Source organism: Rhizobium sp. BE258, assembly GCF_031457345.1.
In the GTDB taxonomy this organism is placed as follows: domain Bacteria; phylum Pseudomonadota; class Alphaproteobacteria; order Rhizobiales; family Rhizobiaceae; genus Rhizobium.
Map to the genome: position 1 here is coordinate 309,429 of NZ_JAVDWL010000001.1, position 24,840 is coordinate 334,268.

The following is a 24,840-nucleotide window of genomic DNA, read 5'->3' on the forward strand; positions in this document are numbered from 1 at the left end:
CGTTGAAATTCTATCACAGATGATAGGGACGCATGAGCTTCTGCCGCTAGCGGCGCTTCGAATTTCAGATAGAGATTCGATCGACCATTGATCCGCACTTGCGCACCGCAAGCGCGCCCCGGGAGGACCCACATATGACATCCATTCGCTACGCGCTGAACCATATGGCCGCGCCGAAACTTGGCATCGACGATTTCTTCGCGCTGGCGAAGAGCCTCGGCATCGATGCGGTTGAGATCCGTAACGACCTCGATGGCAACGCCATTCTCGACGGAACGCAGCCGTCGGCGATCAAGGCGGCGGCAGCCCGCCATGGCGTGACGATCATCTCGATCAACGCCCTGCAGCGCTTCAACGAGTGGAACGACACCCGCGCCGACGAAGCCCGGGAACTCATCGACTATGCCGCAGCCTGCGGCGCCAAGGCACTGGTGCTGGTGCCGAAAAATGACGGCACCGGCCGCGAGGATGGCGCACGTCAGGCCAATCTGCGCCAGTCGCTCACTGCCCTGAAGCCGACGCTGGATGCCGCCGGGGTCATCGGCCTCGTTGAGCCGCTCGGCTTCGAGATCTGCTCGCTGAGCTCAAAGACCGAGGCAGCCGAAGCGATACGTGAACTCGGCGCCGAAGGCAGCTTCAAGCTGGTGCATGACACGTTCCACCATCACCTCGCCGGCGAGACTGCTATCTTCGCTGATCTCACCGGGCTGATCCACATTTCCGGCGTCGACGACGCCAAGGTGACGGTATCGGACATGCGCGATCCGCACCGGGTTCTGGTGACGTCAGCCGACCGGCTCGACAATGCCGGTCAGGTGCGTTCGCTGCTGCAGGCTGGATACACGGGTCCCTGCTCCTTCGAGCCCTTCTCCCCGGAAGTCCATGGCTTGCAGGACCCGGCCGCAGCGCTGCGCCAGAGCATGGATTACCTCGCGTCGGCAGTCTAAAGCGTTTCCCGGCCGCGGAAGCGGCGCTGGTAGGCGGGATCGTAGAGCGAGCTCTCGCGGAAGTCGCTTGCTGACAGGGACGGACCGGCGAAGATGATCGCCGTCCGTTCGATCGGTTCAGCGGCAACCTTCGCCTCGATATCGTCAAGCGTGCCGCGGATGATCCGCTCATCCGGCCAAGATGCCTTGACAACGATCGCAACCGGGCAATCGGTGCCATAAAGGGGCGTCAGCTCGGTCACGACCTGCGGCAAGGCATGGATCGCCAGGTGAATGGCGAGCGTCGAGCCCGTCGCACCGAATTTCTCCAGCGTTTCGCCATTCGGCATCGGCGATGCGCGGCCGGAGACTCGCGTCAGCACAAGGCTCTGCGCAACCGCCGGGATCGTCAGTTCACGGCCGAGCGCAGAGGCGGCGGCGGCAAAGGCCGGAACACCCGGCGTCATCGTGTAGCCGATACCATGCTTTTCCAGGCGGCGGATCTGCTCGGCGACAGCGCTCCAGACGGAGAGATCGCCGGAATGCAGGCGGGCGACATCTTCGCCCGCATCGGCAGCCCGAAGATATTCCGCCTCGATCTCGTCAAGCGACATCGGTGCGGTATCGACGATCCGGGCGCCTGGCGGGCAATATTGCAGCAGCTCCGGCGAGACGATCGATCCCGCATAGAGGCAGACCGGGCATTTCGCGATCAGATCGCGGCCGCGAACGGTGATGAGGTCGGCGGCACCTGGCCCGGCACCGATGAAATGTACGGTCATTCCTGATCCTTTATCCAGCGCCATTGCGTGACGGGCATGGCCGGCCGCCAGCCACTCATCGTGCCGACAGGCGCTGCGCGGGAAATGTCGAGGCGGGCGAGCGAGCCACCGCGTTTTGCATATTCGGAAAGTAGCAAGGCTTCCATCTCGAGCGTCACGGCATTGGCAACCAGCCGGCCACCAGGCTTCAGCGCCGCGATCGCCGCTTCCAGGACACCCGGCTCGCTTCCGCCACCACCGATGAAGATCGCATCCGGTTCCGGCAGGCCGGCAAGGGCAGCGGGCGCCGCACCTTCGACAAGGGCCAGATGCGGCACGCCAAGCGCCGTTGCATTGCGCGCCGCGCGCGCGGCGCGTTCCGGCGACTGTTCGATGGCGATCGCTTTCAGCGACGGGTCTGAGAGTATCCACTCGATGCCGACGGAACCGGATCCGGTACCGATATCCCACAACAATTCGCCATGGCGCGGCGCCAGCGCAGAAAGCGTCACCGCGCGGATCTCGCGCTTGGTGATCTGGCCGTCATGCTCGAACAGCGCATCGTCAAGGCCGCTTGCAAAGGAGATGATGCGGGCAGCCTTGTCCGCCACGACCTCGATCGCGCAGACATTCAAGGGATCGATGCCCTCAAGCGCAAACTCGGCCGCGGTAACCGTGCGAACGCGCTCGCGCTCGCCGCCGAGGGCTTCAAGCACGGTCAGGCGGGAGCGTCCGAAGCCGATACCGGTCAGCAGCGCCGCGATGGCTGCCGGGCCATTCTCGTCGGAGGTCAGCGCAATGATCCGGCGCCCGTCGTGCAGATGGGGCAGGATTAGCTCGACCGGGCGGCCGTGAAGCGAGATTGCCGCGGCGTCCTGCAGCGGCCAGCCAAGCCGCGATGCGGCAAGAGTGAATGCCGAAGGTGCCGGGATCACACGCATCTCGCCAGCACCGATGCGCCGGGACAGCGTTGCGCCGACGCCGTAGAGAAAGGGATCTCCCGATGCGAGAACGACGACGGGCGTGCCCCTATGCGCAACAATGTCTTCGACCGAGCGCTCGAACGGGCTTTGCCAGACCCGCCGCTCACCGGAGATCAAGCCGTCCATCAGCGCATGATGCCGCGCCCCGCCGTAAACCACCGGAGCGCCTGTGATCAGACGTTTTGCCTCTTCGCCCAGCCCATCTGGACCATCCTCGCCGATACCGATAATGGTCAGCCAGGGCTTTTCGGATCGGGATGGCAGATCAGACATGGCGGCATACCGGGTTCTGATTTTGGGCGGGACGAGCGAGGCGCGCGCGCTGGCGACCGCTCTTCGCGATCGTGACGGGCTCGATATCCTGCTGTCGCTGGCCGGAAGAACCGAAAAACCGTCCGAACAGCCGGTTTCTGTCCGCATCGGCGGATTCGGCGGCGCCGAAGGTCTCGCGGCATTCCTTGCCGAGGGAAAATTCGATCTGCTTGTCGACGCGACCCATCCGTTTGCCGCGCGCATCTCGGCAAATGCCGCCGAGGCTGCGCGGATATCCGGCGTTCCGGCCATTGCGCTGCGCCGTCCGCAGTGGCGCGAAGAGCCCGGCGACCGCTGGATCCAGCTCTCTACCATCCCGGCCGCAATTGCGGCGCTCGGCACAGTACCACGCCGCGTCTTTCTGGCTACCGGACGCCAGGAGGCGCATGCGGCCGAGGCGGCGGCGCAGCATTTCTATCTTGTCAGAAGCGTCGATCCGGTGACCCCGCCTCTGGCGTTGGGCAATGCGACCTTCATCCTCGATCGCGGCCCCTTCGCGCTCGATGCCGAACTGGCGCTTCTTCGGGAATATCGCATCGATGCGATCGTCGCCAAGAACAGTGGTGGTGACGCCACCTACGCCAAGATCGAGGCGGCGCGCGTTCTTGGCATTGAAGTCTTTATGATCGGCCGTGCCGCAGCGCCCGCCATGGAGACGGTCGAGACTGTCGGGGAGGCGCTGGCGGCGATCGATCACCGGCTTCCTCCGGCCATGAAACGTGGCGTATAGACAAGATCGGACTTGCCGTCCCGGGCGATGATGCGGGTCTCCGGCGAGCCGATGATGACACAGGTTGCCATATCTGCAACCGCCGCGTCGGCAGTCGCGAGCGGCTGGACAACGATGCGCTCATCAGGCCTTCCGGCCGCTCGCCCGAAGATGACGGGCGTGGTGCCGGGCAACTCCCGGCGCAACAGCTCGAAGGCCCGCCCCAGCTGCCAGGGCCGCGCCTTGCTGATCGGATTATAGAGGGCAATCACGAAGCCAGCCTGAGCCGCAAGCGCCAGCCGCTTTTCGATGATCTCCCAAGGCTTCAGATTGTCCGACAGCGATATCGCACAGAAATCGTGTCCGAGCGGGGCGCCGGTGCGCGCAGCGACAGCCAGCATCGCGGTGATACCGGGCAGAACGACGAGATCGACGGCGCGCCATGCGGGATCACCCTTGTCGATCGCCTCGCAAAGAGCGGCAGCCATGGCGAAAACACCGGGATCGCCGCCGGAAACGACGCAGACCGTCCGTCCTCCGGCCGCCATCGTCAGCGCGGCCGCGGCACGGTCGAGCTCCTCGCGATTGTCGGAGGTGTGGCGCGTCTGGTGCGGCTCATAGGCTATGCGGTCGAGATAGGGACCATAGCCGAAGAAATCGGTCGAGACGGCAACAGCGCGTGCCGCTTCCGGGGTCATCTGGTCCGGATTGCCGGGGCCGGTGCCGATCACATAGAGCCTGCCGCTCATCGGTTCGACTCCCAGCCGGGCACAAGCACCAGCGAGAAATACGGCGCTTCGCCATCCGGCCGTTCCGCGAGCTTGACCATCGCCGCATTGGCCATCGTGCCGCGCTCGACATAGACCGCTTCGCGCAACCGGCCTGCTGCCTCCAGCGCCCGCCGGATCTTCGGCAGATTGCGACCGACCTTCATGATGACGGCGGCCTGCGTGTCGGCCAGCCTGCGGGTCAGTTCCGCCTCCGCCATCGTGCCGGGAAGCACCGACAACACGTCGTCACCCTGGACGATCGGCATGCCCGCGACCGACCAGCAGCCGGACATGGCGGTAATGCCGGGGATCACCTCGGCCGTGTAGCGATGCGCCAGCCGCACATGCAGATGCATGTAGGAACCATAGAACATCGGATCGCCTTCGCTAAGGATGGCGACGGTCTTTCCAGCATCGAGACGGGCGGCGATGGCTGCGGCCGACGCGTTGTAGAAGGCGGTGATCTGGCTTTGATAGGCCGCCTCGCCCTTATCGATCTCGGTGGTGACAGGATAATAAAGCGGCAAAAGCTCGGAGCTTGCAGAAATCAGATGCTGCACGATGGCACGTCCGTTTCCGCTCCGCCCCTGCTTAGCGAAATAGGCGATGACATCAGCCGCCCGGATCGCCTTAGCGGCCTTAATGGTCAGCAATTCCGGGTCGCCCGGTCCGGTGCCGACGCCGATCAGACGGCCGGGAGCGCTCATAGGCCGGGCCTCGCCAGCGCGTTGACGGCAGCCGCCGTCATCGCACTGCCGCCAAGGCGACCGCGCACGATCGCATAGGGCACGCCATAGGAATTCTCCGCCAGTGCATCCTTGGATTCCGCCGCGCCGACAAAGCCGACAGGCATGCCGAGGATGGCCGCAGGCTTCGGGCCGCCGTCACGAAGCAATTCCAGGAGATAAAAGAGGGCCGTCGGTGCATTGCCGATCGCGACGACGCTGCCCCCCAGCCGGTCGCGCCAGAGTTCGATCGCCGCTGCCGAGCGCGTGTTTCCCTTGGCTTTGGCTAGATCGGGCGTGCGCGGATCGCGCAACGTGCAGATCACCTCGTTGCCCGCCGGAAGCCGGGCGCGGGTAATGCCGTGGGAGACCATTTCCGCATCGCAGAAAACCGGCGCGCCGGACTGTAGAGCCGCGCGGGCCGCCTGGACGAAACCGGGGGCGAAGTCGAAATGTGCAGCCGCTTCCACCAGCCCGCAGGCATGGATCATGCGGACCGCCACATCGGCCTCGTCAGGCGCAAATCGCGACAGATCGGCTTCGTTGCGGATGATCGCGAAAGAGCGCTCGTAGATCGCGTCTCCTTCGCGGATGTAATCGTAGTCTGGCATCCCTAGTCCTGTTGCAGCGCTTTCGCGATGGTGCTGGCGCCAAGCCGCTGAAGGCAGGCAGCCACCGTTTCTCCGGCCCGCCGTTCTGTTCCGGCAAGCTGGGCGAGCCTCTCTATAGCGGATTCGATGCCGCCGCCAGCAATCGTTGCATCCGGCGGGTCACCGGCCTTGCCGTTTAGGGAAAAGGCATAGGCATTTCCGCGTCCAGCGAACGTCAGTGCCGCCTGCGGATGAGCGCAGCCCTTGGCGCAGCCGGACAGATGCACCGTCAGAGATCCATCCAGCAAATCCGGGGCGGTATCTATGATCCGGGCGGCAAGCTTTCGCGTGTCGTAGAAACCCGATGCGCAGGCGCCAGCACCGGCGCAGGCTGCGATCTTGGCAGATGGATTAACCGGGTCGGCGCTGAAACCGCAACTGCCTGCGCGAACTGCGAGCGTCTCGGCTTCCGCGGCGGCAAGGCCGGTGAGAAAAAGCTGCCGGTCGGGCGCCAGCCGGATCTCGAGTTCATCGGCAAGATCCGCCAGGAAGGCCGTCAGCGCATCTGCCCGCATCTGGCCAAATCGCGGCCGCAGGCAGAGAACGGTTCGTCCATCTGGCAATGCGAGAATCCCCGGCACCGGTTTGCGCGACGGTGAAAGGGATATGGTCTGCGGAGAATTGGGAAAGGTGACGCGCAACGTTTCCATATCGATGTCGCGGGCGCGGCTATGGCGGCCGGTCGCGATCAGGATGTCGAGGATATACCCGACGGCAGCCACGACCCCGTCGACACCACCTGAAAACACAGGCCGCGCCATCCGCGTGGTGCCGCCGACTGTTACTAACCAGTTGTGATCCGCAAGCGCAACGATGCGGATATCGGCGCTCAGATGGTCAAGACAGAACCCGCCGCGGCCATCGACCAGGATAGCAAGCTTGGGCGCGATATCGGCCGATTGCAGTTTGCCGGCAAGAGTGCTGCGCAACTGCGCTTCCAGCGCAGCCGCATCGCCGAGCTCCGCGCTGTCGATGCCATGCAGCGGCGAAAGCTCGATTGCAGGGCCGGGCGGAACCACGATGCCCGCAGCATCGATCGCCAAGGCGAGAGTGCCAACGCTATCGGGTCGCAAGCCGCGGACCTGCAGATTGCCGCGGGCGGTGATTTCAAGGATACCGTTGCCACAGGATGCTGCTGCAATCGCCAGCGCCTTGAGCTGTGCAACGGTCAGGGCGCCGCCGGCCGGGCGCAGACGGACGAGCAGGCCGTCGCCGGTCTGCATCGGCGCGGCAAGCGTCGGGCAGGCGCCGCGTCGAAGCCCGGCAACCACCGTTTCCTGCAATTGTCTGTTACCGGCTGCAGCCATGGCACACCCTTCCATCCCCTGTCCTTACAGGATGACGGCGCGCTCGGCAAAGCCGCTCACCCCTCGAAGTCGCGCCCCTTGCGCAGCAGATAGATATCCATGATCCATCCATGCCGCTCGCGCGCCGCGGCACGCATTCTGACGATCTCGTCCGAAACGTCGCCAAGGCGGCCGGAATGGATGATCTCGTCGGCAGTGCCGAGATAGGCACCCCAGAAGATCTCAGCATCTGGATCGTCGATCTGCGAAAACGCCTGGATGCCGTCGAGCATCACGACAGTGCTGTCGGCAGTCAGCCCCTCGTCGGCAAGCCGACGCCCGGTGGTGATCTCGACCGGCTTGCCGACGAGGTTGACCGGGATCTTGTGGCTGGCGGCAAGCGCCTGGATGCTGGTGATCCCCGGAATGACCGTCACCTCGAAAGCGATGCTGCCACGGATCCGCTCGAGGATGCGCAATGTGCTGTCATAGAGGCTGGGATCGCCCCAGACCAGAAAGGCCGCGGCGGCGTTGTCGCCGAGATCGCCGATCAATACGGCATAAGACGAAGCGATGGCCGCATGCCATTCATCGACACTCTCGATGTAAGTCTTTCCTTCGGTCTGCCGCTGCGGCACGGCAAACTCGATCGTCTTCGTCTTTCCGGCGTCGAGATAACGCTCGCAGATCTCGCGGCGCACGCTCGCAAGCTCCTCCTTCTTCGCTCCCTTGGTCGGGATGAAGACGCGGTCTGCGCCCTTCATGGCGTTGATCGCCTGAATGGTCACATGATCGGGATTGCCGGTCCCGATGCCGATGACGAAGATCTGTCGCATGACGCCTCCGGCCGCTAGCGGATCAAAAGCGCCGTCCCATAGAGCCCGATCGCAAAGACCGTGTGGGCAATCAGGTTCATGGCGCGTGCCTTGGCCGGGTTCGGCGTCTTGGATGCCGCCCAGCCGATGCCGAGACCGGGCTGCAACAGAAACCAGCCGGCACCGACGGTGACGATACCGAGAATCCAGGCTGGAATGAAGGTCGGCTCTGCGAGCCAGGCCGGGCCCATGATGATCGCCAGCGCCAGACCGTAGACGATGCCGGTGACGTAGTGGCTGATCCAGCCGAGCGCCAGTTCATGCTCGTAAGGCGCGGCGTTGGCGATGCTATCGTGAAACACATTGCCGTTCTTCAGGTGGTAGAACCAGCGTCCGACCGGCGCCCAGTTGGCGGCGCTCTGCCCGAAGAAGCGGTGCAGAACGATCGCCCAGATGTCCATGAGAACGGTCGCACCGATGCCGATCACGATGCCGCGCCAGATGATATCGAACATGTGAGAATATCCAGATGTGAGAACCCCTTACCGTCTTAACGGCGGCAGGCTCCGCCTGCAACAGAGCCCGACGTCATTGATGGAGCAAAACGGCTATTTCGGTTGATCACCCTTAATGGCCTGCCTAAGCTCGCGCAAAACGAGGAGGATCCAGATGAAGCTCGACCATACCGCCAAGGGCGTCTACGCCATCGCCGCCACGCCATTTCATCCGGATGGACGGCTCGATACGGTCTCGGTCGATCGCCTGACGGATTTCTATCTCGAATGCGGCGTCACCGGCCTGACCATTCTCGGCATCATGGGCGAGGCGCCGAAACTGGAGCCGGAGGAATCGCTGGCGATCACCCGCCAGGTCGTCGGCCGCGCCGGCGTGCCCATCATCGTCGGCGTCTCGGCGCCGGGCTTTGCGGCGATGCGTTCGCTTGCCCGCGGCGTCATGGATCTCGGCGCCGCCGGGGTGATGATCGCCCCGCCGCCTTCGCTGCGCACCGACGACCAGATCATCGGCTATTATGCGCATGCCGTCGAAGCGATTGGGGATGACATTCCTTTCGTCATCCAGGACTATCCGCTGACGCTGACCGTAGTGATGACGCCTGGTGTGATCCAGAAGATCGTTAACAATCACCGCTCCTGCGTCATGCTCAAACATGAGGACTGGCCGGGGCTGGAGAAGATTTCGAAGCTGCGCGCCGCGCACAAGGCCGGCGAGATGCGGGATATCTCGATTCTCTGCGGCAATGGCGGGCTGTTCCTCGATTTCGAGCTGGAACGCGGCGCTGACGGCGCGATGACCGGCTATGCCTTCCCCGACATGCTCGCCGATGTCGTCCGTCTGCAGCAGGAAGGCAGGCGCGACGAGGCGCATGATCTCTTCGACGCCCATCTGCCGCTGGTGCGCTACGAGCAGCAGCAGGGCGTCGGCCTTGCCGTGCGCAAATATGTGCTGCAGAAGCGCGGCGCGATCGCCAGCGACGCCCAGCGGAAGCCAGCGAGCGTGATCAGCGACAAGGCGAAGGCCGAGGTCGATTATCTCCTCTCGCGCCTCGCCAGATACGACAAGCGCGCCGCGTTCTAGGCCGTCACACGGCTTACACGCATCTCTGACCAAATTGACGCAGGCGGGTGCCGCCGATTGTGCGGAGCGAAAAGTGGAATATAGTGATTTCAGAAATTTCTGAAATCACAGACATTACGGAAATCACCGTCATGAACCTTCCACCACTCGTTCAATCCTTCGTTCTGCATTTCGGCGAAATGGGCTCGCGCTGGGGGATCAACCGCACCGTCGGCCAGATCTACGCGCTGCTTTACGTCTCGCCCGAGCCGCTCTGCGCCGAGGACATCGTCGATGCGCTCGGCATCTCGCGCTCGAACGTGTCGATGAGCCTGCGCGAGTTGCAGGCGTGGAACCTCGTGCTGATGAAGCACAAGCCGGATGACCGCCGGGATTTCTTCTCGACGCCTGACGACGTCTGGCTGATCCTGCGTACGCTTGCCGAAGAGCGCAAGAAGCGCGAGGTCGATCCGACTCTCTCCGTGCTGCGCGAAATTCTCATGCAGCGGCCGGCCAGTGACCACGAGCGATATGCCCAGCAGCGCATGGGCGAGATGCATGGGCTGATCGAACAGCTGACGCATTGGTACGAAGACGTAAAACAACTTGAAACCGAGCGCCTCGCAACATTACTATCTCTGGGGGCAAAAGTTACGAAGCTTCTGGAAGCCAAGGACCGGGTGATTTCGCTCGGCCGCGGCCGCCGTCCTGCGAACAAGAGTTAGCGCCATGGGGAGTGCTTTCTTAGACGCGAATGACGAGCCAGAACCGGGCGCGCAAAAGCGCGGCCGTCGCCGACAGCGTGTCGGCAAAAACAGACCCGCTTCCAAGGCCGCCGCACTGTTGCAGACAGCAGGCGCCCTCGTCTTCATTCCTCAGGCTGCTCTCATCGCTCTTTCCGTCGGCCGGATCGCCAGTGGCGGCGAGCTCGCCGCCGTGCTGTGGCCGGCACTCTTCATCGTCATTCTCGGCATCGCCAAGAGCTGTCTCGAGGCGGCTGGCGGCCGCCTGGCATTCAAGGCCGCCCGCGCCGAGCTCAGCAAGCGCCGCGCCGCCGCGGTAGAAGCGCTTGCGCGCCGCTCGCCTGTCGATCCCGCGCGGCCAGCATCCGGCGAAGCGGCCAGTGTCATCGGCGAACAGGCCGAACTGATCGTGCCCTATATTGCCCGGTTCCAACCGGCACGCTTCAAGGCAACGGCCGTGCCGTTGGCGATACTCGTCTGCATATTCCCGATTTCATGGATTGCATCGCTCATCCTGCTGATCGCCATGCCACTGATCCCGCTCTTCATGGCCCTGATCGGCTGGCGCGCCCAAGCTGCCAGCGAAAAGCAGCTTGCCGCCACAGGCGGGCTCAACGGCTTCCTTCTCGACCGGCTGCGCGGCCTGACGACGATCCGCGCGCTCGGCGCCGTCGATCAGACGGCAAGCCGCTTGCGCGCCGATGCCGACGATCTGAAAACCCGGACGATGGCGGTATTGCGGATCGCCTTTCTCTCCTCGGCGGTGCTCGAACTCTTTGCTGCGCTCGGCGTTGCGCTGCTCGCCGTCTATGTCGGCTTCAGCCTGCTCGGCGAAATCACCTTAGGCGCCTGGACCGGCGGGCTTGACCTGACCACCGGCCTGTTCCTGCTGCTGCTTGCTCCAGCTTTTTTCGAGCCGCTGCGCGATCTCTCGTCGGTCTGGCACGACCGCGCGAGCGGCGAAGCCGCGCTCTCGGCGCTGGAGGCAATTGCAACCGGCGGGCTCGATATCGTTCCCGAAGCCACCGGCAAACAAACCACGCGTTTCGATATCGAACTTGCCGATACTGGCTTCCGCTATGGCGCCGGCAAGCCACCGGCCATCGAAGCGTTCAGCTGTCGCATCATGCAGGGCGAGCATGTCGCCCTGCTCGGCGCCAGCGGCAGCGGGAAATCGACTTTGCTGGCGATGATTGCCGGCCTTGCTCCGGTCTCGGACGGTGCGATCCGCATCGGCGGCCTGCCGCTCAACGAAGCGGGCGACTGGCGCCGCCATATCGCCTGGATCGGCCAGAAGCCGCATATCTTTGCTGGTTCGCTCGCGGGCAACGTTACGCTCGGCCGCGCCGGCACCAAGGCGGATGAGGCACTCCGTGCCGCCAAGCTCGACCAAGTCGCGGCAGCTTATGGCAAGCGCCCGCTTGGTGAAGGCGGGCTCGGCCTGTCCGGTGGCGAGGCGCTGCGGCTTGCCATCGCCCGCGCCGCCTGCAATCCCGACATCCAGATCACTCTCGCCGACGAACCGACCGCACATCTCGATGCTGCGACAGCGGCGGATATCACCGAAAGCCTCATCCACCTCGCCAAGCGCAAGACGCTTGTCGTCGCCACCCACGATCCGCGGCTTGCCGCCCGCATGCAGCGGGTGATCGCGATCGGCGCGGAAACGCTTCGGGAGGCCGCGGAATGAACACGCGCCTCGGTGATCTCAAACCCGTCGTCTGCCTGTTTATCGCCGAACGGCGCCGCGGCCTGCTGATCGGCGCGCTGATGTCCGCGCTGACGGTGCTGGCCGGTATCGCGCTTCTCGGCCTTTCCGGCTGGTTCATCACCGCCGCTTCGATTGCCGGGCTATCCGTTGCCACGGCCGTCACCTTCGACGTTTTCGCGCCATCGGCTGGTATCCGCCTGCTGGCGATCGGACGTACCTTCTCGCGCTATGGCGAGCGGATGACGACCCATGATGCAACGCTGTCGGTACTGGCGGCCCTCCGGGAGCGCCTGTTTCGCGGCTGGGCGAAGGACGGCGCGGCGCGCAATCTCGCAGCCCGGCCGTCAAAGCTTCTGTTCCGCCTGACGGCCGATATCGATGCACTCGACGGCCTCTATCTGCGCGTCCTCGTTCCCGCTGCCGTTGCGATCTGCACCGCGATCGCGGCAAGCGGGGCGCTCGGCATGATCCATCCGCTGTTTGGCGCCGCGACCGGGTTGATCCTCCTGTTTGCCGGGCTCGGCATTCCCTACCTCGCCGGCCGTGCCGCCGCAAAATCCGCACGCCGCCGTATGCATGGTGTCGAAGCGGTCCGTGGCCGCGTCATCGATCTCGTCGCAGGTCAAACGGACCTGCTGATGGCCGGGCGTCTGGACGCTCAATCTGCCGCCGTTGTCACAGCCGATGCCTATATTTCGGCGGCGGACGACCGTTTGAACCGGATCGAAACCGCCGTCACCTTCGGCTTCGGCCTGACCTCCTCGCTGCTGCTCGCCGGATCGCTGCTGGCGGTCGCCGCCCTTGCCGGGACAGGCAGCATCGGCGCACCAGTTGCCGCGCTCGGTCTGCTGGTTGCCTTCGCCGCCATCGAGCCCTTTGCTGCCCTGCGGCGCGGCGCCATCGAGCTTGGACGAACACTCATCGCTGCACGCCGCGTCGGCGATCGTCTGACCGCGGCGGATAGGGCGACGGGACATGGCGCGCCGGAAACCGGCATTGCCTTTGCGCTGACAGATGTTGCAACCGTTCATGACGGGGCGGAAAAGCTCGTCCTTCGTAAGCTAACGATTACGTTGAAAACCGGCGAGACGCTGGCGCTCATCGGCTCCAGCGGCGCCGGAAAGTCGTCATTCCTGACGCTTCTCGCAGGCGAGTTGCAGCCGCAAGACGGAAGTGCGGTGATCACCGATTCGACGCTGCTGACGCAGCGCACCGAGCTCTTCGCCGACAGCATCCGCGGCAATCTCCTGATAGCCGATCCCTCGGCCAGCGAGGCACAGCTCCGCGGTGCTCTCGAGGCTACCGGATTGCTCACCACCATCGACGCCCTGCCGCAAGGGCTCCACACGAAACTCGGAGAAGGCGGGCTCGGCCTGTCCGGCGGGCAATCGCGCCGCCTGGCGCTTGCCCGGCTGTTTCTCCGCAACGCATCCCTCTGGCTGCTCGACGAGCCGACAGAGGGTCTGGATGGCGAAACCGCCCGCGACGTGATGAGCCGCCTTGCCGAAAAGGCATCCGGCCACGCCGTGGTCATCGCCAGCCATATCCGCCGGGAGGCGGCAATCGCCGATGTCATTGCGGTGATTGCGGATGGGTGCATCGTCGAAATTTCGCGCCGTGGAGAGGCGGCGTTCGAAAAGGCTCTGAACCGGCTGCGGCCGGACTGAGCGGCATGACCGCGGACGCCGGCCGGCGCCCGTGGAACTCTTGATACCGCGTGGGACCGTGGGAGAAAGATAATGGAACTCGACATAGTCGCGCTATCGCGCTTTCAATTTGCGCTGACCGCGCTCTATCATTTTCTATTCGTACCCCTGACGCTTGGGCTTTCCGTGCTGCTCGCCATCATGGAAACCACCTATGTCATGACCGGCCGCCAGATCTGGCGGCAGATGACGAAATTCTGGGGCACGCTTTTCGGCATCAATTTTGCCATCGGTGTCGCAACCGGCATCGTCATGGAATTCCAGTTCGGCATGAACTGGAGCTATTACAGCTATTATGTCGGCGACATCTTCGGCGCGCCGCTCGCCATCGAAGGGCTGATGGCCTTCTTCCTGGAGGCAACCTTCGTCGGGCTGTTCTTCTTCGGCTGGGACAAGCTTTCCAAGGTCGGGCATCTGGTCGCCACCTGGGCTGTGGCGCTCGGCTCGAACTTCTCGGCACTCTGGATCCTGATCGCCAATGGCTGGATGCAGAACCCGGTTGGCTCGGCGCTCAATCCGCAGACGATGCGCATGGAGGTCACCAGCTTCTTCGACGTGGTGTTCAATCCGGTCGCCCAGGCAAAGTTCGTGCACACGGTCTCGGCCGGTTATGTCTGTGCGTCGATCTTCGTGCTCGGCGTCTCGGCCTGGTACCTGCTGAAAGGACGTCATGTCGAAATCGCCAAACGGTCGATGACGGTCGCCGCCTCGTTCGGCCTCGCCTCATCGCTTTCGGTCGTCGTGCTCGGTGACGAAAGCGGCTACCTGGCTACGGAAAACCAGAAGATGAAGCTCGCCGCCATCGAGGCAATGTGGAAGACGGAGCCCGCTCCGGCCCCCTTCACCGCCTTCGGCTTTCCGGATCAGGAAGCCCGCGAGACGCATTTCGCCGTTCATATCCCCTGGGCGATGGGCCTGATCGGCACCCGCTCGCTGACCACCGAAATCCCCGGCATCGACAAGCTCGAGAAAGAAGCCGAAACCCGCATCCGCGACGGCATCAAGGCCTATGACGCCCTGATGCAGATCCGTGCCGTGCGCGCGCCGGACCAGCCCACGCAGGAGGTTCGCAACTCCTTCGAAGATCTCGGCCACGACCTTGGCTATGCACTGCTTCTGAAGCGCTATGTCGATGATCCGCGTCAGGCGACCGACGCGCAGATCGCCCAGGCCGCCCGCGATACGATCCCGCATGTGCCGACGCTCTTCTGGTCGTTCCGCATCATGGTCGGTCTCGGAATGTTCTTCATCGTGCTGACGGCAACCTTCTTCTGGCTTTCGGCCCGGCGTCATCTCGACAAGTATCCGCTGCTGCTCAAGGTCGCGGTCTTCGCGATCCCGCTGCCATGGGTGGCGATCGAGGTCGGCTGGATCGTTGCGGAGTTCGGCCGCCAGCCCTGGGTGATCGAAGGCGTGCTGCCGACAGCTGCCGCCGTCTCCAGCCTGGGCGCCAGCACCGTGCTTCTGACGATCATCGGCTTTGCAGCGCTCTACACGACGCTGATCATCATCGAGATGGGCCTGATGCTCAAGGCGATCAAGAAAGGCCCCGAGCCCGATGACGAGCCGGAAGCCGAGCTGATCTCCGAAACCCTCGTTCCTGCTGCGGAGTGATTGTCATGATCCTTCACGAACTCATCGACTACGACACCCTGCGCGTCATCTGGTGGCTGCTGCTCGGCATCCTCCTGATCGCCTTTGCCACAACGGGCGGCTTCGACCTCGGCGTCGGAACGCTCCTGCCCTTCGTGGCGAAGACCGATACCGAACGGCGGGTTGCCATCAATAGCATCGGCGCCACCTGGGAAGGCAACCAAGTCTGGCTGATCCTCGGCGGCGGCGCCATCTTCGCCGCCTGGCCGCCGCTTTACGCGGTCTCCTTCTCGGGCTTCTACCTGGCGATGTTCGCGATCCTCTTTGCGCTCATCCTGCGTCCGGTGGGGTTCAAGTACCGCTCGAAGCGCGACAGTGCGCGCTGGCGCAGCAACTGGGACTGGGCGCTGTTCGTCGGCGGCTTCGTTCCGGCGCTGATCTTCGGCGTCGCCGTCGGCAACGTGCTGCAGGGCGTGCCGTTCCGCTTCGCCGACGATATGCGGATCTTCTACGAAGGTTCATTCTTTGGGCTGCTGAACCCCTACGCGCTGCTCTGCGGATTGCTATCGGTGGCCATGCTCGTCATGCATGGTGCGGCCTGGCTGATCCTGAAGACCAACGGACCGGTCGCCGAACGCGCCCGGACCTATGGCAGCCTTGCCGCCTTCGCCGCCATCCTGCTCTTTGCGCTCGGCGGCATCTTCCTCGCAGCCGGCGTCGATGGCTACCGCATTACCAGCGACATCAGCCCGACCGGACCGTCCAATCCGCTCTTCAAGACGGCCGAACATGCCGGCACCTGGTTTGCCAATTACGGCGCCTACCCGTGGCTGCTGATCGCACCCGCCTGCGGCTTTGCCGGAGCGGCTCTCGCTCTGCTCAGCATGCGCGTTCGACTGGAGGTCACCACGCTGCTCTTCAGCAAGCTGTCGATCTTCGGCATCATCTCGACGGTCGGCGTTTCGATGTTCCCGTTCATTCTGCCGTCCTCTCTCGACCCGCGGTCGAGCCTGACGGTTTGGGATGCGTCGTCGAGCCATCTGACGCTGTTCATTATGCTCGTCGTCACGGCAATCTTTCTGCCGATCATCTTTCTCTACACCGCCTGGGTCTACAAGGTGCTGTGGGGCAAGGTGGATGAAAAAGCCATCACCGACAAAAGCGGCCACGCCTATTAAAGGAGAAAGACGATGTGGTACTTCGCATGGATCCTCGGCCTGCCGCTCGCAGCCGCCTTCGCCGTCCTCAACGCCATGTGGTACGAGCTGATGGACGACGAAGCCAAGAAGAAGAAATCCTGAGCTTCACGAATTGAGACGATGCCGGGCGCCACAATTGCCGCCCGGCATCCCGCAAACCTGGCACAAGCCTTGCTTCATATTATACAGGCGGAATATGCCCGCCTGAAGAAGAGGGGTAGCATGGTGTCAGTCACGGATATGATCGGTGCAACGTGGCGTCTCGAGGATGCGATCCGGGACGTGATCGCTGAAAGCCTGAATTTCTCCAGCAATTCCAAACCGATGAGGGACAAGGCGCGCCTGCTGCCGCACCTCCTCGTGCAGAAATATCCGCAGCTGTCGGACATCGAGCACGAGCTGCGCGGCGTCTTCGAAACCTGCCGCATCGCGATTGACCATAAATCCATCAGTCCGGTCGTTGCGAAGGCAGCCATTGCGATCGCGGACGAATATCGCGAGATCATCATCAAGCTCAAACATTAGGCGATAGCCTCCCCGCGCGTTTCCAGCCTGGGACTGGCAGGACACACATCCGGGACATTTGCGTGGACCCGGATGATTGCCGGTTGACGTAACGTTTTGCGGGCTCTAGTTCGGCTCCGAACATCGGGGGACGTTTTTCATGGAAATCTTTACTGCCGCGGGGCTGACTGCGCTTATGCAGGTCATCGCGATCGATCTCGTGCTTGCCGGCGACAACGCCGTCGTCATCGGCCTTGCCGCCGCCGGCCTTCCGGCCGATCAGCGCAAGAAGGCCATTCTGGTCGGCATTCTGGCCGCCACCGTTCTGCGTATCATCTTCGCTTCGATCACCGTTCAGCTGCTCGCCATCGTCGGCCTGCTGCTCGCCGGTGGCCTGCTGCTGCTCTGGGTCTGCTGGAAGATGTGGCGCGAGCTGCGTTCGCAGCATGGTGCGGAAGGCGAAGACGCGCTTGAGGGCGCCGAGGGCAAGCCGAAGAAGACCTTCTGGCAGGCCGCCAGCCAGATCGTCATCGCCGACGTCTCGATGTCGCTCGACAACGTGCTGGCTGTCGCCGGAGCTGCCCGCGAACACCCGACGGTCCTCGTCGCAGGCCTCGCCCTGTCGATCGCCATGATGGGTATTGCCGCAAACTTCATCGCGCGCCTGCTCACCAAGCACCGCTGGATCGCCTATGTCGGCCTGGCTATTATCCTCTACGTCGCGCTCGACATGATGTATCGCGGTGCACTTGAGGTCTGGCCCTATCTGGCCGGCTGACAGGCTTTTCTGAAAAGAGACATCAGGCGGATCGGCGAAAGCCGGTCCGCCTTTTACTTTTCCCAGTAGCTGCCGACGCGCATGCACTGCCGGTCATATTGCAGCTCGTCCTTCAGATATTCGCGGATCGCCACGGCTTCCGCCTTCTCGCAGCCAACCCAAATGAAGGTGGGCGCGGCGCATCGCGGCGCCAGTGAGCGGATCAGCCGCTGCAGACTGCCCGTCGTTCCGGCCGCAGCACCGTTGCGATGCAGCCAGACAGTCTGGATATCAGCCGCTGACGCGATCGGCTGCTCTTCGGACGCGCTGTCAACCTCGCCGAAGAAGCGGACCTTGATTCCGGCCGGTGCCGCTTCGGCAATGCGCAGCATGGCCGGCAGTGCCGTCTCGTCTCCGGCGAGGATAAGATCGGTCGCCTCAGGCATCCAGCCGCCACCCGGTCCCATGATGCCGATCAGATCACCGGCCGCCGCCGCCGCCCCGAAAGTGGCGCCGGGCATGGTTTCACCGTCGTGCAGCACGAAATCGATATCGACCTCACCGCGCTCCAGATCAACCTTGCGGATCGTGTAGATGCGGACTGCGGTGATTTTCTCGTCCGGCCATTGAATGCGGCCATCGTCGCCGACAGTGGGCCAGACCGGCGCCTCGCCATTCTGCGGCAACAGCAGGCGCACGTGCAGCCCGCCCCGCTGGAAATCCTGAACATTGGGGCAGGAGAAGGTGACCCGGCGCATATGCGGCGTGATATTGCGGGCACCCGTCACCGTCGCCAGCCGCATATTGCCCGGCAGCGCCGGCTTCGGCTTTTCCGACCAGGTCAGCTCGAATTTCTTCTCACCGGCAAAATGGAAGAGATGCTCGGCCAGCACGGTGCGGATCATCGTCAGCTCGTCTTCGCTGTTCGAGGCAAGCTCGATCGCCAGCGTCTCGCCGGCGATGCGAATATCGGCTGCGCCGATCTCATGCTCGAGATGCACGGTTTCCCCGTTGCGGGTCACCGACGCATGCTCGGCGAAATGCTCGGCGATCTCTTCCAGCATATGCCTGGCATCCGGTGGAATTGCCGTACCCGAAAGCCGGAATTGCGCCGTCATGCCGCTTCCTTTCGCGTCAGGAGCCAGATGAGATAGGGGCCGCCGACCAGCGCCGCGAAGAGACCGACCGGGACCTGATAGGGATAGATCACCACCCGCGAGAGCCAGTCGGCCACGACAAGCACGCCTGCGCCAATCAGGATCGCGGCAGCAAGCTGCTGGCCCGGCCGGTGAAAGCCGGTGAGCCGCGCGAGATGCGGCGCGATGAGGCCGGTGAGGCTGAGCGGCCCGACGAGAAAAGAGGCGACCGCTGTCATCAGCGCCGCGATCATCGCCAGCAACAGACGGCTGGCGCCGACAGGCAGGCCGAGGCTGCGCGCCGAGGGACCGCCGAGTGGCAGGATGGTGAGCCAGCGGCTGAGGAAAGGCAGCGGTGCGGCGAGAACGGCGAGCGAGATCACTGCCGTCCAGGCTTCAAAGCCGCCGGCACGGTTGGTCGAGCCGGTGAGCCAGGTCAGCAGCACGTAGCCGCGCATATCGCCCTGCGCCAGCACCATCGAGACGATCGCCATCGAGAAGGCGCCGATGGCGATACCGGCAAGCAGCAGTCGCTCGGGCGCGAACTGGGCGCGAGCGGCGATGGCGATCATGATCAGGAAGGCGACGAGCGCGCCGATTGCCATCGACGCCAGCATGACGAAGGGCGGTGGGAAGCCGAAGATGAAAAGCGCAACCGTCAGCCCCGCGCCACCGCCGGTGCTGACGCCGAGCACTTCCGGGCTGGCGATCGGATTGCCGGTCACCCGCTGCATGATGAAGCCGGCGGCCGCCAGCATCGCGCCCGCACCGGCGGGAACGATGGTGCGCGGCAGGCGAAGCGGCAGCAGATCGGTAAATAGCGTACCGGTGGCGATATGCCAGCCGTCGTCGGCCGGTGCCGTGGTCAGCACCAGGGCGACGACAAGGGCAAGCGCCAATAGTAGCATGAGGAACACCCGGCCAGGGCTTTGAAGACGCCTGATCGCCACGGTCGTCTGCGCCGTGACCGACGCGAAGGAGTGGACGCGTGGCAGGAGATAAAGCAACAGCGGGCCGCCGAGCAGCGCGGTTGCGGCGCCCGCGGGAGCAAGATCGGTAAAGCCCGGACCAAGAAGCTGCGTCACGCAATCGGTGAAGAACAGCAGCGCAGCGCCGGTCAGCGGCGCGGCAATCACCAGCTGTCGGGTGGTGCGCGCACCGGCAAAGCGGGCGATTGCCGGCGCTGCAAGGCCGAGAAAGCCGATAATGCCGACCTCTGCAGTGACCGAAGCCGAGAGCCAGACGGCGAGCAGCAGCACAGCGAGCCGGGTCGTATGCAGGGCGACGCCGAGGCTTTTCGCACCCGCATCGTCGAGCGACAGCACCTGCAGCGGGCGCAGCAGAAGAACGGCGGCAGCAAGGCCCACGATTAGCCGTGGCGCCAGCGATATCACCGCATGCCAATCCTGCTGGCTGAGCGAACCCGCGCCCCAGATGAAGATCGACATGGCATATTCGCCGCGGGCGAGAATGAGGGTGACGCTGAGCGCCGAGGCGATCAAGGTCACGATCATGCCCGACAGCGCGACGGTTACCGGATCGAGACTGCGCCGCCAGCTAAGTGCCAGCACGATCGCCACCGCCACAAGCCCGCCCGCAAACGCCACCAGCTCGCGCGAAAGCCCGAGCAGCAGCGGCGAAACGCTGATGCCGATGGTCATCGCAAGCTGCGCACCGGACGCGATACCGAGCGTCGAGGCATCGGCGATCGGATTGCGCAGCACCCGCTGCAGCAGGAAGCCGGAGAGACCGAGTGCGGCGCCGGCGATCAGCGACAGCGCGGCGCGCGGCATCATGCTCTGCCACAGCAGCACCGCATCGAGCGCCGCCTGCCCTTCTGGCAGACGTGGCCGGAAGGCGACGAGCAGAGCGAAAACCAAGGCGCAGGCCGCAAAAGACGCGGCTATGCCGATGAGCGTGCCGTTCGGGCGGCCATCGGCAACCCTGCGGCTAACCATTCCATGCATCGGTAAGCCCCTTCGCAAGCAGATCGGCGAAGCGCGATGCCGCAGGCAAGGCGCCATAAGGATTGATGGAGCCAAGTGTCAGCACCCGGCCTTCCTGGACGGCGGGAAGCGCCTGCCAGAAGGCACCGCTCTGCAGCGTCACCATCGCATCCGGCGGATGCGGCGGGATGAAGACGATCCAGGTGTCCGGCATCGATGCCAGCGTCTCGATGCCGATCGGCGCCATCGCCGTATAGCTCGTCTTGCCCTGCCAGGCGTTTTTCAGCCCGGTACGGGCCAATACTTCGCCGAACATGCTGTCGCTGCCGAAGACGCGGTAGTGGCGCGCATCGCCGAGATTGATCGGCAGGATCGTGCGGCCATCACCGGCCGCAAACAGTGCCCGGTAATTGTCGAGCCTGGCCATCAGATCGTCGGCATAGCGCTTGCCGCTATCGAGCTGCAACTCGGCCGCCATCGCCAGTGTCACATCCTGCGCCCGTTGGAAGGGACTATCGCCCATGCGGTAGATCGCATGTGTCTTCACCGGCGCGATCCGGCTCATCAGGCCATCGGCCCAGCTGTAGAAATTGGAATTGAAGATCAGGTCCGGCCTGGCGAAGCGCAGCACTTCGAAATTCGGCGTGCCCCGAAGGCCGAGATCGGCAACGCCCTCGGGCACGGCGGGTTCGACGGCGATCTGCCGGTAGCCGCGCAACTCGCTTCCCGCCACCACATTGGCGCCGATCGCCAGCAACGTTTCCAGCAGGGCCCAATCGAGCGCGGCCACACGCGGCGGCGCGGCAGCCCTAAGCACCGAAGGAGCGGCCAGAGCCGCCGACATCGCCAGGAAATTGCGCCGTGTCAGAGCTTGCATCGGCATCACAGCAGATAGCTGACCGGCTCGCCGCGTGCCGGGTGGGTGAAGACGCCCATGCCGACGCCGAAGATCGATTGCAGCCGATCGGCCTGCATGATCTCTTCAGGCTTGCCCTGCGCGGTGATCCGGCCGCGATTGAGCGCGATGATCTCGTCGCAATGACGGGCCGCCAGATTGATGTCATGGAGAACGATGACGACGGTCAGCCCGCGCTCGTGGCTGAGCGATTCCACCAGCGACAACATGGAGGCCTGATGTGCCAGATCGAGTGCCGAGGTCGGCTCGTCCAGCAACAGGCAGCTGGCATTCTGCGCCAGCATCATGGCAATCCACGCCCGCTGGCGCTCGCCGCCGGACATGTTGGCAACCGGACGCGCGGCGAATTCTTCGAGACTCGTGCGGGCGATGGCGTCATCGACCAGATCGTGATCCGCCTTGCCGAAGCGGCCAAGCGTGCCGTGCCAGGGAAAGCGCCCCAGCGCCACCAGCTCACGCACCGTCATGCCATCGGTCGCGGGCGTGAACTGCGGCATATAGGCGATCTTGCGGGCAAATTCCCGCGCCCCCCAGGCGGCCGCGTTCCTGCCTTCGAGTTCCAGTGTCCCGCCGGTTGCCGCATGCTGGCGGGCGATGATCTTCATCAGCGTGCTCTTGCCGGAACCATTCGGCCCGACCAGCCCATAGATCCGCCCGCTCTCAAGTGTCAGATCGATGCCCGAGAGGATGGTGCGCTCACCTGCAGAAAAGCGGACATCCGACATTTTCAGAAATGGCTCGGACATGAAACGGGCTCCTGAAACAGCTACGGGAGGGGCACAGCCCTCCCGCCGTTTTGCTTGGTGCAAAACTTTACTATGATTGTCAACTTACCATTTTTTGCTGAGCTTGAAGGTGACGGTGCGGGCGTCGCCGTAGCCGCAGGTGGTCAAGCCGCCGCAACCTTTCACGTATTCCTTGTCAAAGAGATTGGTCACGTTGAGAGACGCTCCCCAACCCTCGTTCTCGTAGCGAATAGCAGCGTCGAAGACAGTGGCACCCGGAACCTTGCTCGTGTTGGCAAAATCAGCCCAGGACCAGCCCTGATAGCGAACACCACCGCCGACGCTGACGCCTTCCAGCGCGCCGCGCGGGATCGTGTAGTCCAACCACAAGCTGGCCTGAACCTTCGGCTGAAGATAAGGCGAGTTGCCGATGAGCGACGTGTTGGCGTCCTCGGTGATTTCGAGATCAGTATAGGAGAAGCCAGCGATTGCCTTCCAATCGTCGGTGATATTCGCCTTGCTTTCGAATTCGAAACCACGTGAACGCACCTCGCCGATCTGGCTGGACAGTGTGGTACCGGGATCCGTGACAACAACGTTCTGCTTGGTGATCTGGAAGAGCGATGCGGTGATGGTCCCGTCGAAGAAGGTGGGCTCGTATTTCACGCCTGCTTCGACCTGGCTACCTTCCTCAGGCTTGATGGTGTTCGACAGGCTTGTCGCGATGATCGGATTGAAGAAGGTAGCGACACTCACATAAGGCGTGATGCCATTGCTGAATTCATATGCAAGACCAGCCCTGCCGCTGACGGCCGTCTTGTCGTACCCGTAGCTATTGTTTTGCGTCGGCGCCCAGAAGGTCGGGCCGTTGTCGGTCTTCGTGTCCACGTAGTCGTAGCGGCCGTTCAAAGTCGCGAGCCAGCCACCACCGAAGCGGATCTGATCCTGGATATAGGCGCCGAGCTGCTGCTGGGTGGTGACCTGATTGATGTAGCTGCGATTGGCGGGCTGCGGGAGCCCGTAGATCGGGTCGGTTACGCTGATCGGCGTCGCGCTGTTTGCAGCCTGCACCTGATCGATCTGGAAATACTTGTAGTCCAGCCCAAGCATCAGCTTGTGGCTCGTCTCACCAAGATCGAATTCGGTCTCGGCGCGATTGTCGACAGAGAATGAATTGACTTCGGTCTGATGCTCGAAGTTGATGCGATTCAACTCGGTTGGGCTCGCATAACCATAGGCGTAAGGCGCAACCTCATGCTTGTTGAGATGCCCATAGCGGGCGTTCTGCGTCACCGTCCAGCCGCTGTCGAACTCATGCTTGATCTCGTAGCCAAGCATCTGTTGCTGGTAATTGCCTTGATCGATATCCGGTTCGCCCGGGAAGAAGTCGCGCGGAATCCTGCCAAAGGGCGCATCGACGACAGTCCCGACATAGGGGAAGAAGCCGTTGCCGGTGTGAACCTGATCGAGCGCTCCCGCATAGCCCCAGATATTGATGGAAGTGGCATCATCGGGTGCGATCGTCAGCTGCGGCATGATAAAACCGCGCGTGTCGTGCGAAAAGTCGGAGTAGTTGTCGCCACCAGCAACCTTGCCAGTCAGGCGATAGGTCATCGTGTCGCTTGAGCCGACCTTGTCGGAAAGGTCAACACCGGTGAAAGCGTTGCCGTTACTATTGATACCGATATCGGTATAGTAGAGCGGCTCATCGGTTGGCCGCTTGCGGACCAGATCAATGATACCACCAGGGTTCGAACCACCGTATAGAACCGAAGCGGGCCCTTTCAGCACTTCGACGCGTTCGAGCATAAAAGGATCGGTCTGGAAGCCGCCGAAGCTGTAGCTGAACAGGTTGAGGCCGTCCATGAACACGCCGGTCTGGGTCGCGTCAAATCCGCGTATATAGAACCAGTCCGTATCACCGTCATTGCCGAAAGGCTGCGCGTTGACTCCGGGCGTATAGGACAGAGCCTCGTCCACCTTGTTGACGACACCGCGATCATCCATTTCCTGCGTTCCGATCACCGACACCGACTGCGGAATCTCGTTGATCGGCGTGTCGCTCTTCGACCCCGTCGCCGACCGCTTTGCCACATATCCCTTGACCGGGCTGGTCGCCGTCGCCTCGGAATTTGCCGGTCCGGCCTGCCCCTGGATGGTGATCGGCGCCAATGCCGTCGCGTCCTGGGCCTGCGCCGGCATGGCGGCGGCAAGGCCGATGGCGGCAGCGCCGGTCAGGAGGTTGGTCTTGAAGATGAGAGCCTTGGTCTGCCCACGCATTGTCTTACCCCACTCGCGCCGCGCAAACCCCAAAGTCACCCGGCTAAACAGCTTGTTGATAAGATGAGCGTTTAACTCAAATTTAAGGGGTTGGATTGTCGCGATCCGGGGA

General features: G+C 63.5%; 24 protein-coding genes. 11 read left to right on the forward strand and 13 right to left on the reverse strand.

Annotated elements, in window-relative coordinates:
• Positions 1 to 134 precede the first annotated feature (134 nt).
• Positions 135 to 947: a TIM barrel protein gene (locus tag J2X43_RS01565; protein ID WP_310290321.1), complete on the forward strand. Its 813-nt coding sequence runs from the start codon at positions 135 to 137 to the stop codon at positions 945 to 947.
• Here the strand turns inward: J2X43_RS01565 and cobM are convergent.
• Positions 944 to 1,708: a precorrin-4 C(11)-methyltransferase gene (cobM, locus tag J2X43_RS01570; RefSeq protein WP_310290323.1), complete on the reverse strand. Its 765-nt coding sequence runs from the start codon at positions 1,706 to 1,708 to the stop codon at positions 944 to 946. The two genes, J2X43_RS01565 and cobM, sit on opposite strands and share 4 nt — an antisense overlap.
• A complete protein-coding gene (gene cbiE, locus J2X43_RS01575; protein ID WP_310290326.1) occupies positions 1,705 to 2,943 on the reverse strand; it encodes a precorrin-6y C5,15-methyltransferase (decarboxylating) subunit CbiE in 1,239 nt (412 codons plus the stop codon). Before cbiE ends, cobM begins: the two co-directional genes overlap by 4 nt.
• Here cbiE and J2X43_RS01580 point away from each other — a divergent pair.
• Positions 2,942 to 3,712 carry a cobalt-precorrin-6A reductase gene (locus J2X43_RS01580; protein WP_310290329.1) on the forward strand — a complete coding sequence of 257 codons (771 nt, stop codon included), beginning with the start codon at positions 2,942 to 2,944 and terminating at the stop codon, positions 3,710 to 3,712. The two genes, cbiE and J2X43_RS01580, sit on opposite strands and share 2 nt — an antisense overlap.
• Here J2X43_RS01580 and J2X43_RS01585 read toward each other — a convergent pair.
• The 6 genes from J2X43_RS01585 to J2X43_RS01610 are packed head-to-tail and all read right to left on the reverse strand — an operon-like array spanning position 3,676 to position 8,452.
• The gene (locus tag J2X43_RS01585; RefSeq protein WP_310290332.1) at positions 3,676 to 4,440 is read right to left on the reverse strand and encodes a precorrin-3B C(17)-methyltransferase; all 765 of its coding nucleotides are present in this window, start codon (positions 4,438 to 4,440) and stop codon (positions 3,676 to 3,678) included. The genes J2X43_RS01580 and J2X43_RS01585 overlap by 37 nt on opposite strands.
• The gene (locus J2X43_RS01590) at positions 4,437 to 5,168 is read right to left on the reverse strand and encodes a precorrin-2 C(20)-methyltransferase (RefSeq protein ID WP_310290335.1); all 732 of its coding nucleotides are present in this window, start codon (positions 5,166 to 5,168) and stop codon (positions 4,437 to 4,439) included. The genes J2X43_RS01585 and J2X43_RS01590 overlap by 4 nt, the downstream gene beginning before the upstream one ends.
• Entirely contained in the window at positions 5,165 to 5,797 is a 633-nt protein-coding gene (locus J2X43_RS01595) for a precorrin-8X methylmutase (protein ID WP_112388891.1), read from the reverse strand. Before J2X43_RS01595 ends, J2X43_RS01590 begins: the two co-directional genes overlap by 4 nt.
• Positions 5,798 to 5,799: 2 nt before the next feature.
• Positions 5,800 to 7,143, reverse strand: a complete 1,344-nt coding sequence (gene cobG, locus J2X43_RS01600) for a precorrin-3B synthase (RefSeq protein WP_310290341.1) — start codon at positions 7,141 to 7,143, stop codon at positions 5,800 to 5,802.
• A 56-nt stretch (positions 7,144 to 7,199) separates the two neighbouring features.
• Positions 7,200 to 7,958, reverse strand: a complete 759-nt coding sequence (cobF, locus tag J2X43_RS01605; protein ID WP_310290344.1) for a precorrin-6A synthase (deacetylating) — start codon at positions 7,956 to 7,958, stop codon at positions 7,200 to 7,202.
• Positions 7,959 to 7,972: 14 nt separating this feature from the next.
• A complete protein-coding gene (locus tag J2X43_RS01610; RefSeq protein ID WP_310290347.1) occupies positions 7,973 to 8,452 on the reverse strand; it encodes a DUF2938 domain-containing protein in 480 nt (159 codons plus the stop codon).
• 154 nt (positions 8,453 to 8,606) lie between these two features.
• Here J2X43_RS01610 and J2X43_RS01615 point away from each other — a divergent pair, with 154 nt between their 5' ends.
• The 9 genes from J2X43_RS01615 to J2X43_RS01655 all read left to right on the forward strand — a co-directional run bounded on the left by J2X43_RS01615 (position 8,607) and on the right by J2X43_RS01655 (position 17,746).
• Positions 8,607 to 9,533: a dihydrodipicolinate synthase family protein gene (locus tag J2X43_RS01615; protein ID WP_310290350.1), complete on the forward strand. Its 927-nt coding sequence runs from the start codon at positions 8,607 to 8,609 to the stop codon at positions 9,531 to 9,533.
• A 131-nt stretch (positions 9,534 to 9,664) separates the two neighbouring features.
• A complete protein-coding gene (locus J2X43_RS01620; RefSeq protein WP_112388886.1) occupies positions 9,665 to 10,237 on the forward strand; it encodes a GbsR/MarR family transcriptional regulator in 573 nt (190 codons plus the stop codon).
• Between the two features lie 4 nt (positions 10,238 to 10,241).
• Complete coding sequence (cydD, locus tag J2X43_RS01625; RefSeq protein ID WP_310290354.1) at positions 10,242 to 11,945, forward strand: thiol reductant ABC exporter subunit CydD; 1,704 nt, start codon at positions 10,242 to 10,244, stop codon at positions 11,943 to 11,945.
• A complete protein-coding gene (cydC, locus tag J2X43_RS01630; protein ID WP_310290360.1) occupies positions 11,942 to 13,633 on the forward strand; it encodes a thiol reductant ABC exporter subunit CydC in 1,692 nt (563 codons plus the stop codon). Before cydD ends, cydC begins: the two co-directional genes overlap by 4 nt.
• 72 nt (positions 13,634 to 13,705) lie before the next feature.
• Entirely contained in the window at positions 13,706 to 15,286 is a 1,581-nt protein-coding gene (locus J2X43_RS01635) for a cytochrome ubiquinol oxidase subunit I (protein WP_310290363.1), read from the forward strand.
• A 5-nt stretch (positions 15,287 to 15,291) separates the two neighbouring features.
• On the forward strand, positions 15,292 to 16,443 hold the full coding sequence (gene cydB / locus J2X43_RS01640) for a cytochrome d ubiquinol oxidase subunit II (RefSeq protein ID WP_310290365.1): 1,152 nt from the start codon (positions 15,292 to 15,294) through the stop codon (positions 16,441 to 16,443).
• A 12-nt stretch (positions 16,444 to 16,455) separates the two neighbouring features.
• The gene (gene cydX, locus J2X43_RS01645) at positions 16,456 to 16,566 is read left to right on the forward strand and encodes a cytochrome bd-I oxidase subunit CydX (protein WP_112388881.1); all 111 of its coding nucleotides are present in this window, start codon (positions 16,456 to 16,458) and stop codon (positions 16,564 to 16,566) included.
• 18 nt (positions 16,567 to 16,584) lie between these two features.
• Positions 16,585 to 16,989, forward strand: a complete 405-nt coding sequence (locus tag J2X43_RS01650; protein WP_310290369.1) for a hypothetical protein — start codon at positions 16,585 to 16,587, stop codon at positions 16,987 to 16,989.
• 139 nt (positions 16,990 to 17,128) lie between these two features.
• A complete protein-coding gene (locus J2X43_RS01655) occupies positions 17,129 to 17,746 on the forward strand; it encodes a TerC family protein (RefSeq protein ID WP_112597985.1) in 618 nt (205 codons plus the stop codon).
• A gap of 53 nt (positions 17,747 to 17,799) precedes the next feature.
• Here J2X43_RS01655 and J2X43_RS01660 read toward each other — a convergent pair whose 3' ends face one another.
• From J2X43_RS01660 to J2X43_RS01680, 5 genes are all read right to left on the reverse strand, one after another.
• Positions 17,800 to 18,843 carry a siderophore-interacting protein gene (locus tag J2X43_RS01660; RefSeq protein WP_310290372.1) on the reverse strand — a complete coding sequence of 348 codons (1,044 nt, stop codon included), beginning with the start codon at positions 18,841 to 18,843 and terminating at the stop codon, positions 17,800 to 17,802.
• Positions 18,840 to 20,828: a Fe(3+)-hydroxamate ABC transporter permease FhuB gene (gene fhuB / locus J2X43_RS01665; RefSeq protein ID WP_310290374.1), complete on the reverse strand. Its 1,989-nt coding sequence runs from the start codon at positions 20,826 to 20,828 to the stop codon at positions 18,840 to 18,842. The genes J2X43_RS01660 and fhuB overlap by 4 nt, the downstream gene beginning before the upstream one ends.
• Positions 20,812 to 21,684: an ABC transporter substrate-binding protein gene (locus J2X43_RS01670; RefSeq protein WP_310290376.1), complete on the reverse strand. Its 873-nt coding sequence runs from the start codon at positions 21,682 to 21,684 to the stop codon at positions 20,812 to 20,814. The genes fhuB and J2X43_RS01670 overlap by 17 nt, the downstream gene beginning before the upstream one ends.
• A 5-nt stretch (positions 21,685 to 21,689) precedes the next feature.
• Positions 21,690 to 22,469 carry an ATP-binding cassette domain-containing protein gene (locus tag J2X43_RS01675; RefSeq protein WP_310290378.1) on the reverse strand — a complete coding sequence of 260 codons (780 nt, stop codon included), beginning with the start codon at positions 22,467 to 22,469 and terminating at the stop codon, positions 21,690 to 21,692.
• A gap of 84 nt (positions 22,470 to 22,553) precedes the next feature.
• Positions 22,554 to 24,728, reverse strand: coding sequence for a TonB-dependent siderophore receptor (locus tag J2X43_RS01680; RefSeq protein WP_310290380.1), 2,175 nt, complete (start codon positions 24,726 to 24,728; stop codon positions 22,554 to 22,556).
• Positions 24,729 to 24,840: the final 112 nt, after the last annotated feature.

What these genes read in the sequence shown, in the direction of transcription:
- J2X43_RS01620 (WP_112388886.1), top strand. Translation starts at nt 9,665, where the DNA reads ATGAACCTTCCACCACTCGTTCAATCCTTCGTTCTGCATTTCGGCGAA.
- J2X43_RS01615 (WP_310290350.1), top strand. Translation starts at nt 8,607, where the DNA reads ATGAAGCTCGACCATACCGCCAAGGGCGTCTACGCCATCGCCGCCACG.
- J2X43_RS01590 (WP_310290335.1), bottom strand. Translation starts at nt 5,168, where the DNA reads ATGAGCGCTCCCGGCCGTCTGATCGGCGTCGGCACCGGACCGGGCGAC.
- J2X43_RS01670 (WP_310290376.1), bottom strand. Translation starts at nt 21,684, where the DNA reads ATGCAAGCTCTGACACGGCGCAATTTCCTGGCGATGTCGGCGGCTCTG.
- J2X43_RS01660 (WP_310290372.1), bottom strand. Translation starts at nt 18,843, where the DNA reads ATGACGGCGCAATTCCGGCTTTCGGGTACGGCAATTCCACCGGATGCC.
- J2X43_RS01595 (WP_112388891.1), bottom strand. Translation starts at nt 5,797, where the DNA reads ATGCCAGACTACGATTACATCCGCGAAGGAGACGCGATCTACGAGCGC.
- cobM (WP_310290323.1), bottom strand. Translation starts at nt 1,708, where the DNA reads ATGACCGTACATTTCATCGGTGCCGGGCCAGGTGCCGCCGACCTCATC.
- J2X43_RS01655 (WP_112597985.1), top strand. Translation starts at nt 17,129, where the DNA reads ATGGAAATCTTTACTGCCGCGGGGCTGACTGCGCTTATGCAGGTCATC.
- J2X43_RS01675 (WP_310290378.1), bottom strand. Translation starts at nt 22,469, where the DNA reads ATGTCCGAGCCATTTCTGAAAATGTCGGATGTCCGCTTTTCTGCAGGT.
- J2X43_RS01680 (WP_310290380.1), bottom strand. Translation starts at nt 24,728, where the DNA reads ATGCGTGGGCAGACCAAGGCTCTCATCTTCAAGACCAACCTCCTGACC.
- cbiE (WP_310290326.1), bottom strand. Translation starts at nt 2,943, where the DNA reads ATGTCTGATCTGCCATCCCGATCCGAAAAGCCCTGGCTGACCATTATC.
- cydD (WP_310290354.1), top strand. Translation starts at nt 10,242, where the DNA reads ATGGGGAGTGCTTTCTTAGACGCGAATGACGAGCCAGAACCGGGCGCG.
- cydX (WP_112388881.1), top strand. Translation starts at nt 16,456, where the DNA reads ATGTGGTACTTCGCATGGATCCTCGGCCTGCCGCTCGCAGCCGCCTTC.
- J2X43_RS01580 (WP_310290329.1), top strand. Translation starts at nt 2,942, where the DNA reads ATGGCGGCATACCGGGTTCTGATTTTGGGCGGGACGAGCGAGGCGCGC.
- cobG (WP_310290341.1), bottom strand. Translation starts at nt 7,143, where the DNA reads ATGGCTGCAGCCGGTAACAGACAATTGCAGGAAACGGTGGTTGCCGGG.
- J2X43_RS01650 (WP_310290369.1), top strand. Translation starts at nt 16,585, where the DNA reads ATGCCGGGCGCCACAATTGCCGCCCGGCATCCCGCAAACCTGGCACAA.
- J2X43_RS01635 (WP_310290363.1), top strand. Translation starts at nt 13,706, where the DNA reads ATGGAACTCGACATAGTCGCGCTATCGCGCTTTCAATTTGCGCTGACC.
- J2X43_RS01610 (WP_310290347.1), bottom strand. Translation starts at nt 8,452, where the DNA reads ATGTTCGATATCATCTGGCGCGGCATCGTGATCGGCATCGGTGCGACC.
- cydB (WP_310290365.1), top strand. Translation starts at nt 15,292, where the DNA reads ATGATCCTTCACGAACTCATCGACTACGACACCCTGCGCGTCATCTGG.
- fhuB (WP_310290374.1), bottom strand. Translation starts at nt 20,828, where the DNA reads ATGCATGGAATGGTTAGCCGCAGGGTTGCCGATGGCCGCCCGAACGGC.
- J2X43_RS01565 (WP_310290321.1), top strand. Translation starts at nt 135, where the DNA reads ATGACATCCATTCGCTACGCGCTGAACCATATGGCCGCGCCGAAACTT.
- cobF (WP_310290344.1), bottom strand. Translation starts at nt 7,958, where the DNA reads ATGCGACAGATCTTCGTCATCGGCATCGGGACCGGCAATCCCGATCAT.
- J2X43_RS01585 (WP_310290332.1), bottom strand. Translation starts at nt 4,440, where the DNA reads ATGAGCGGCAGGCTCTATGTGATCGGCACCGGCCCCGGCAATCCGGAC.
- cydC (WP_310290360.1), top strand. Translation starts at nt 11,942, where the DNA reads ATGAACACGCGCCTCGGTGATCTCAAACCCGTCGTCTGCCTGTTTATC.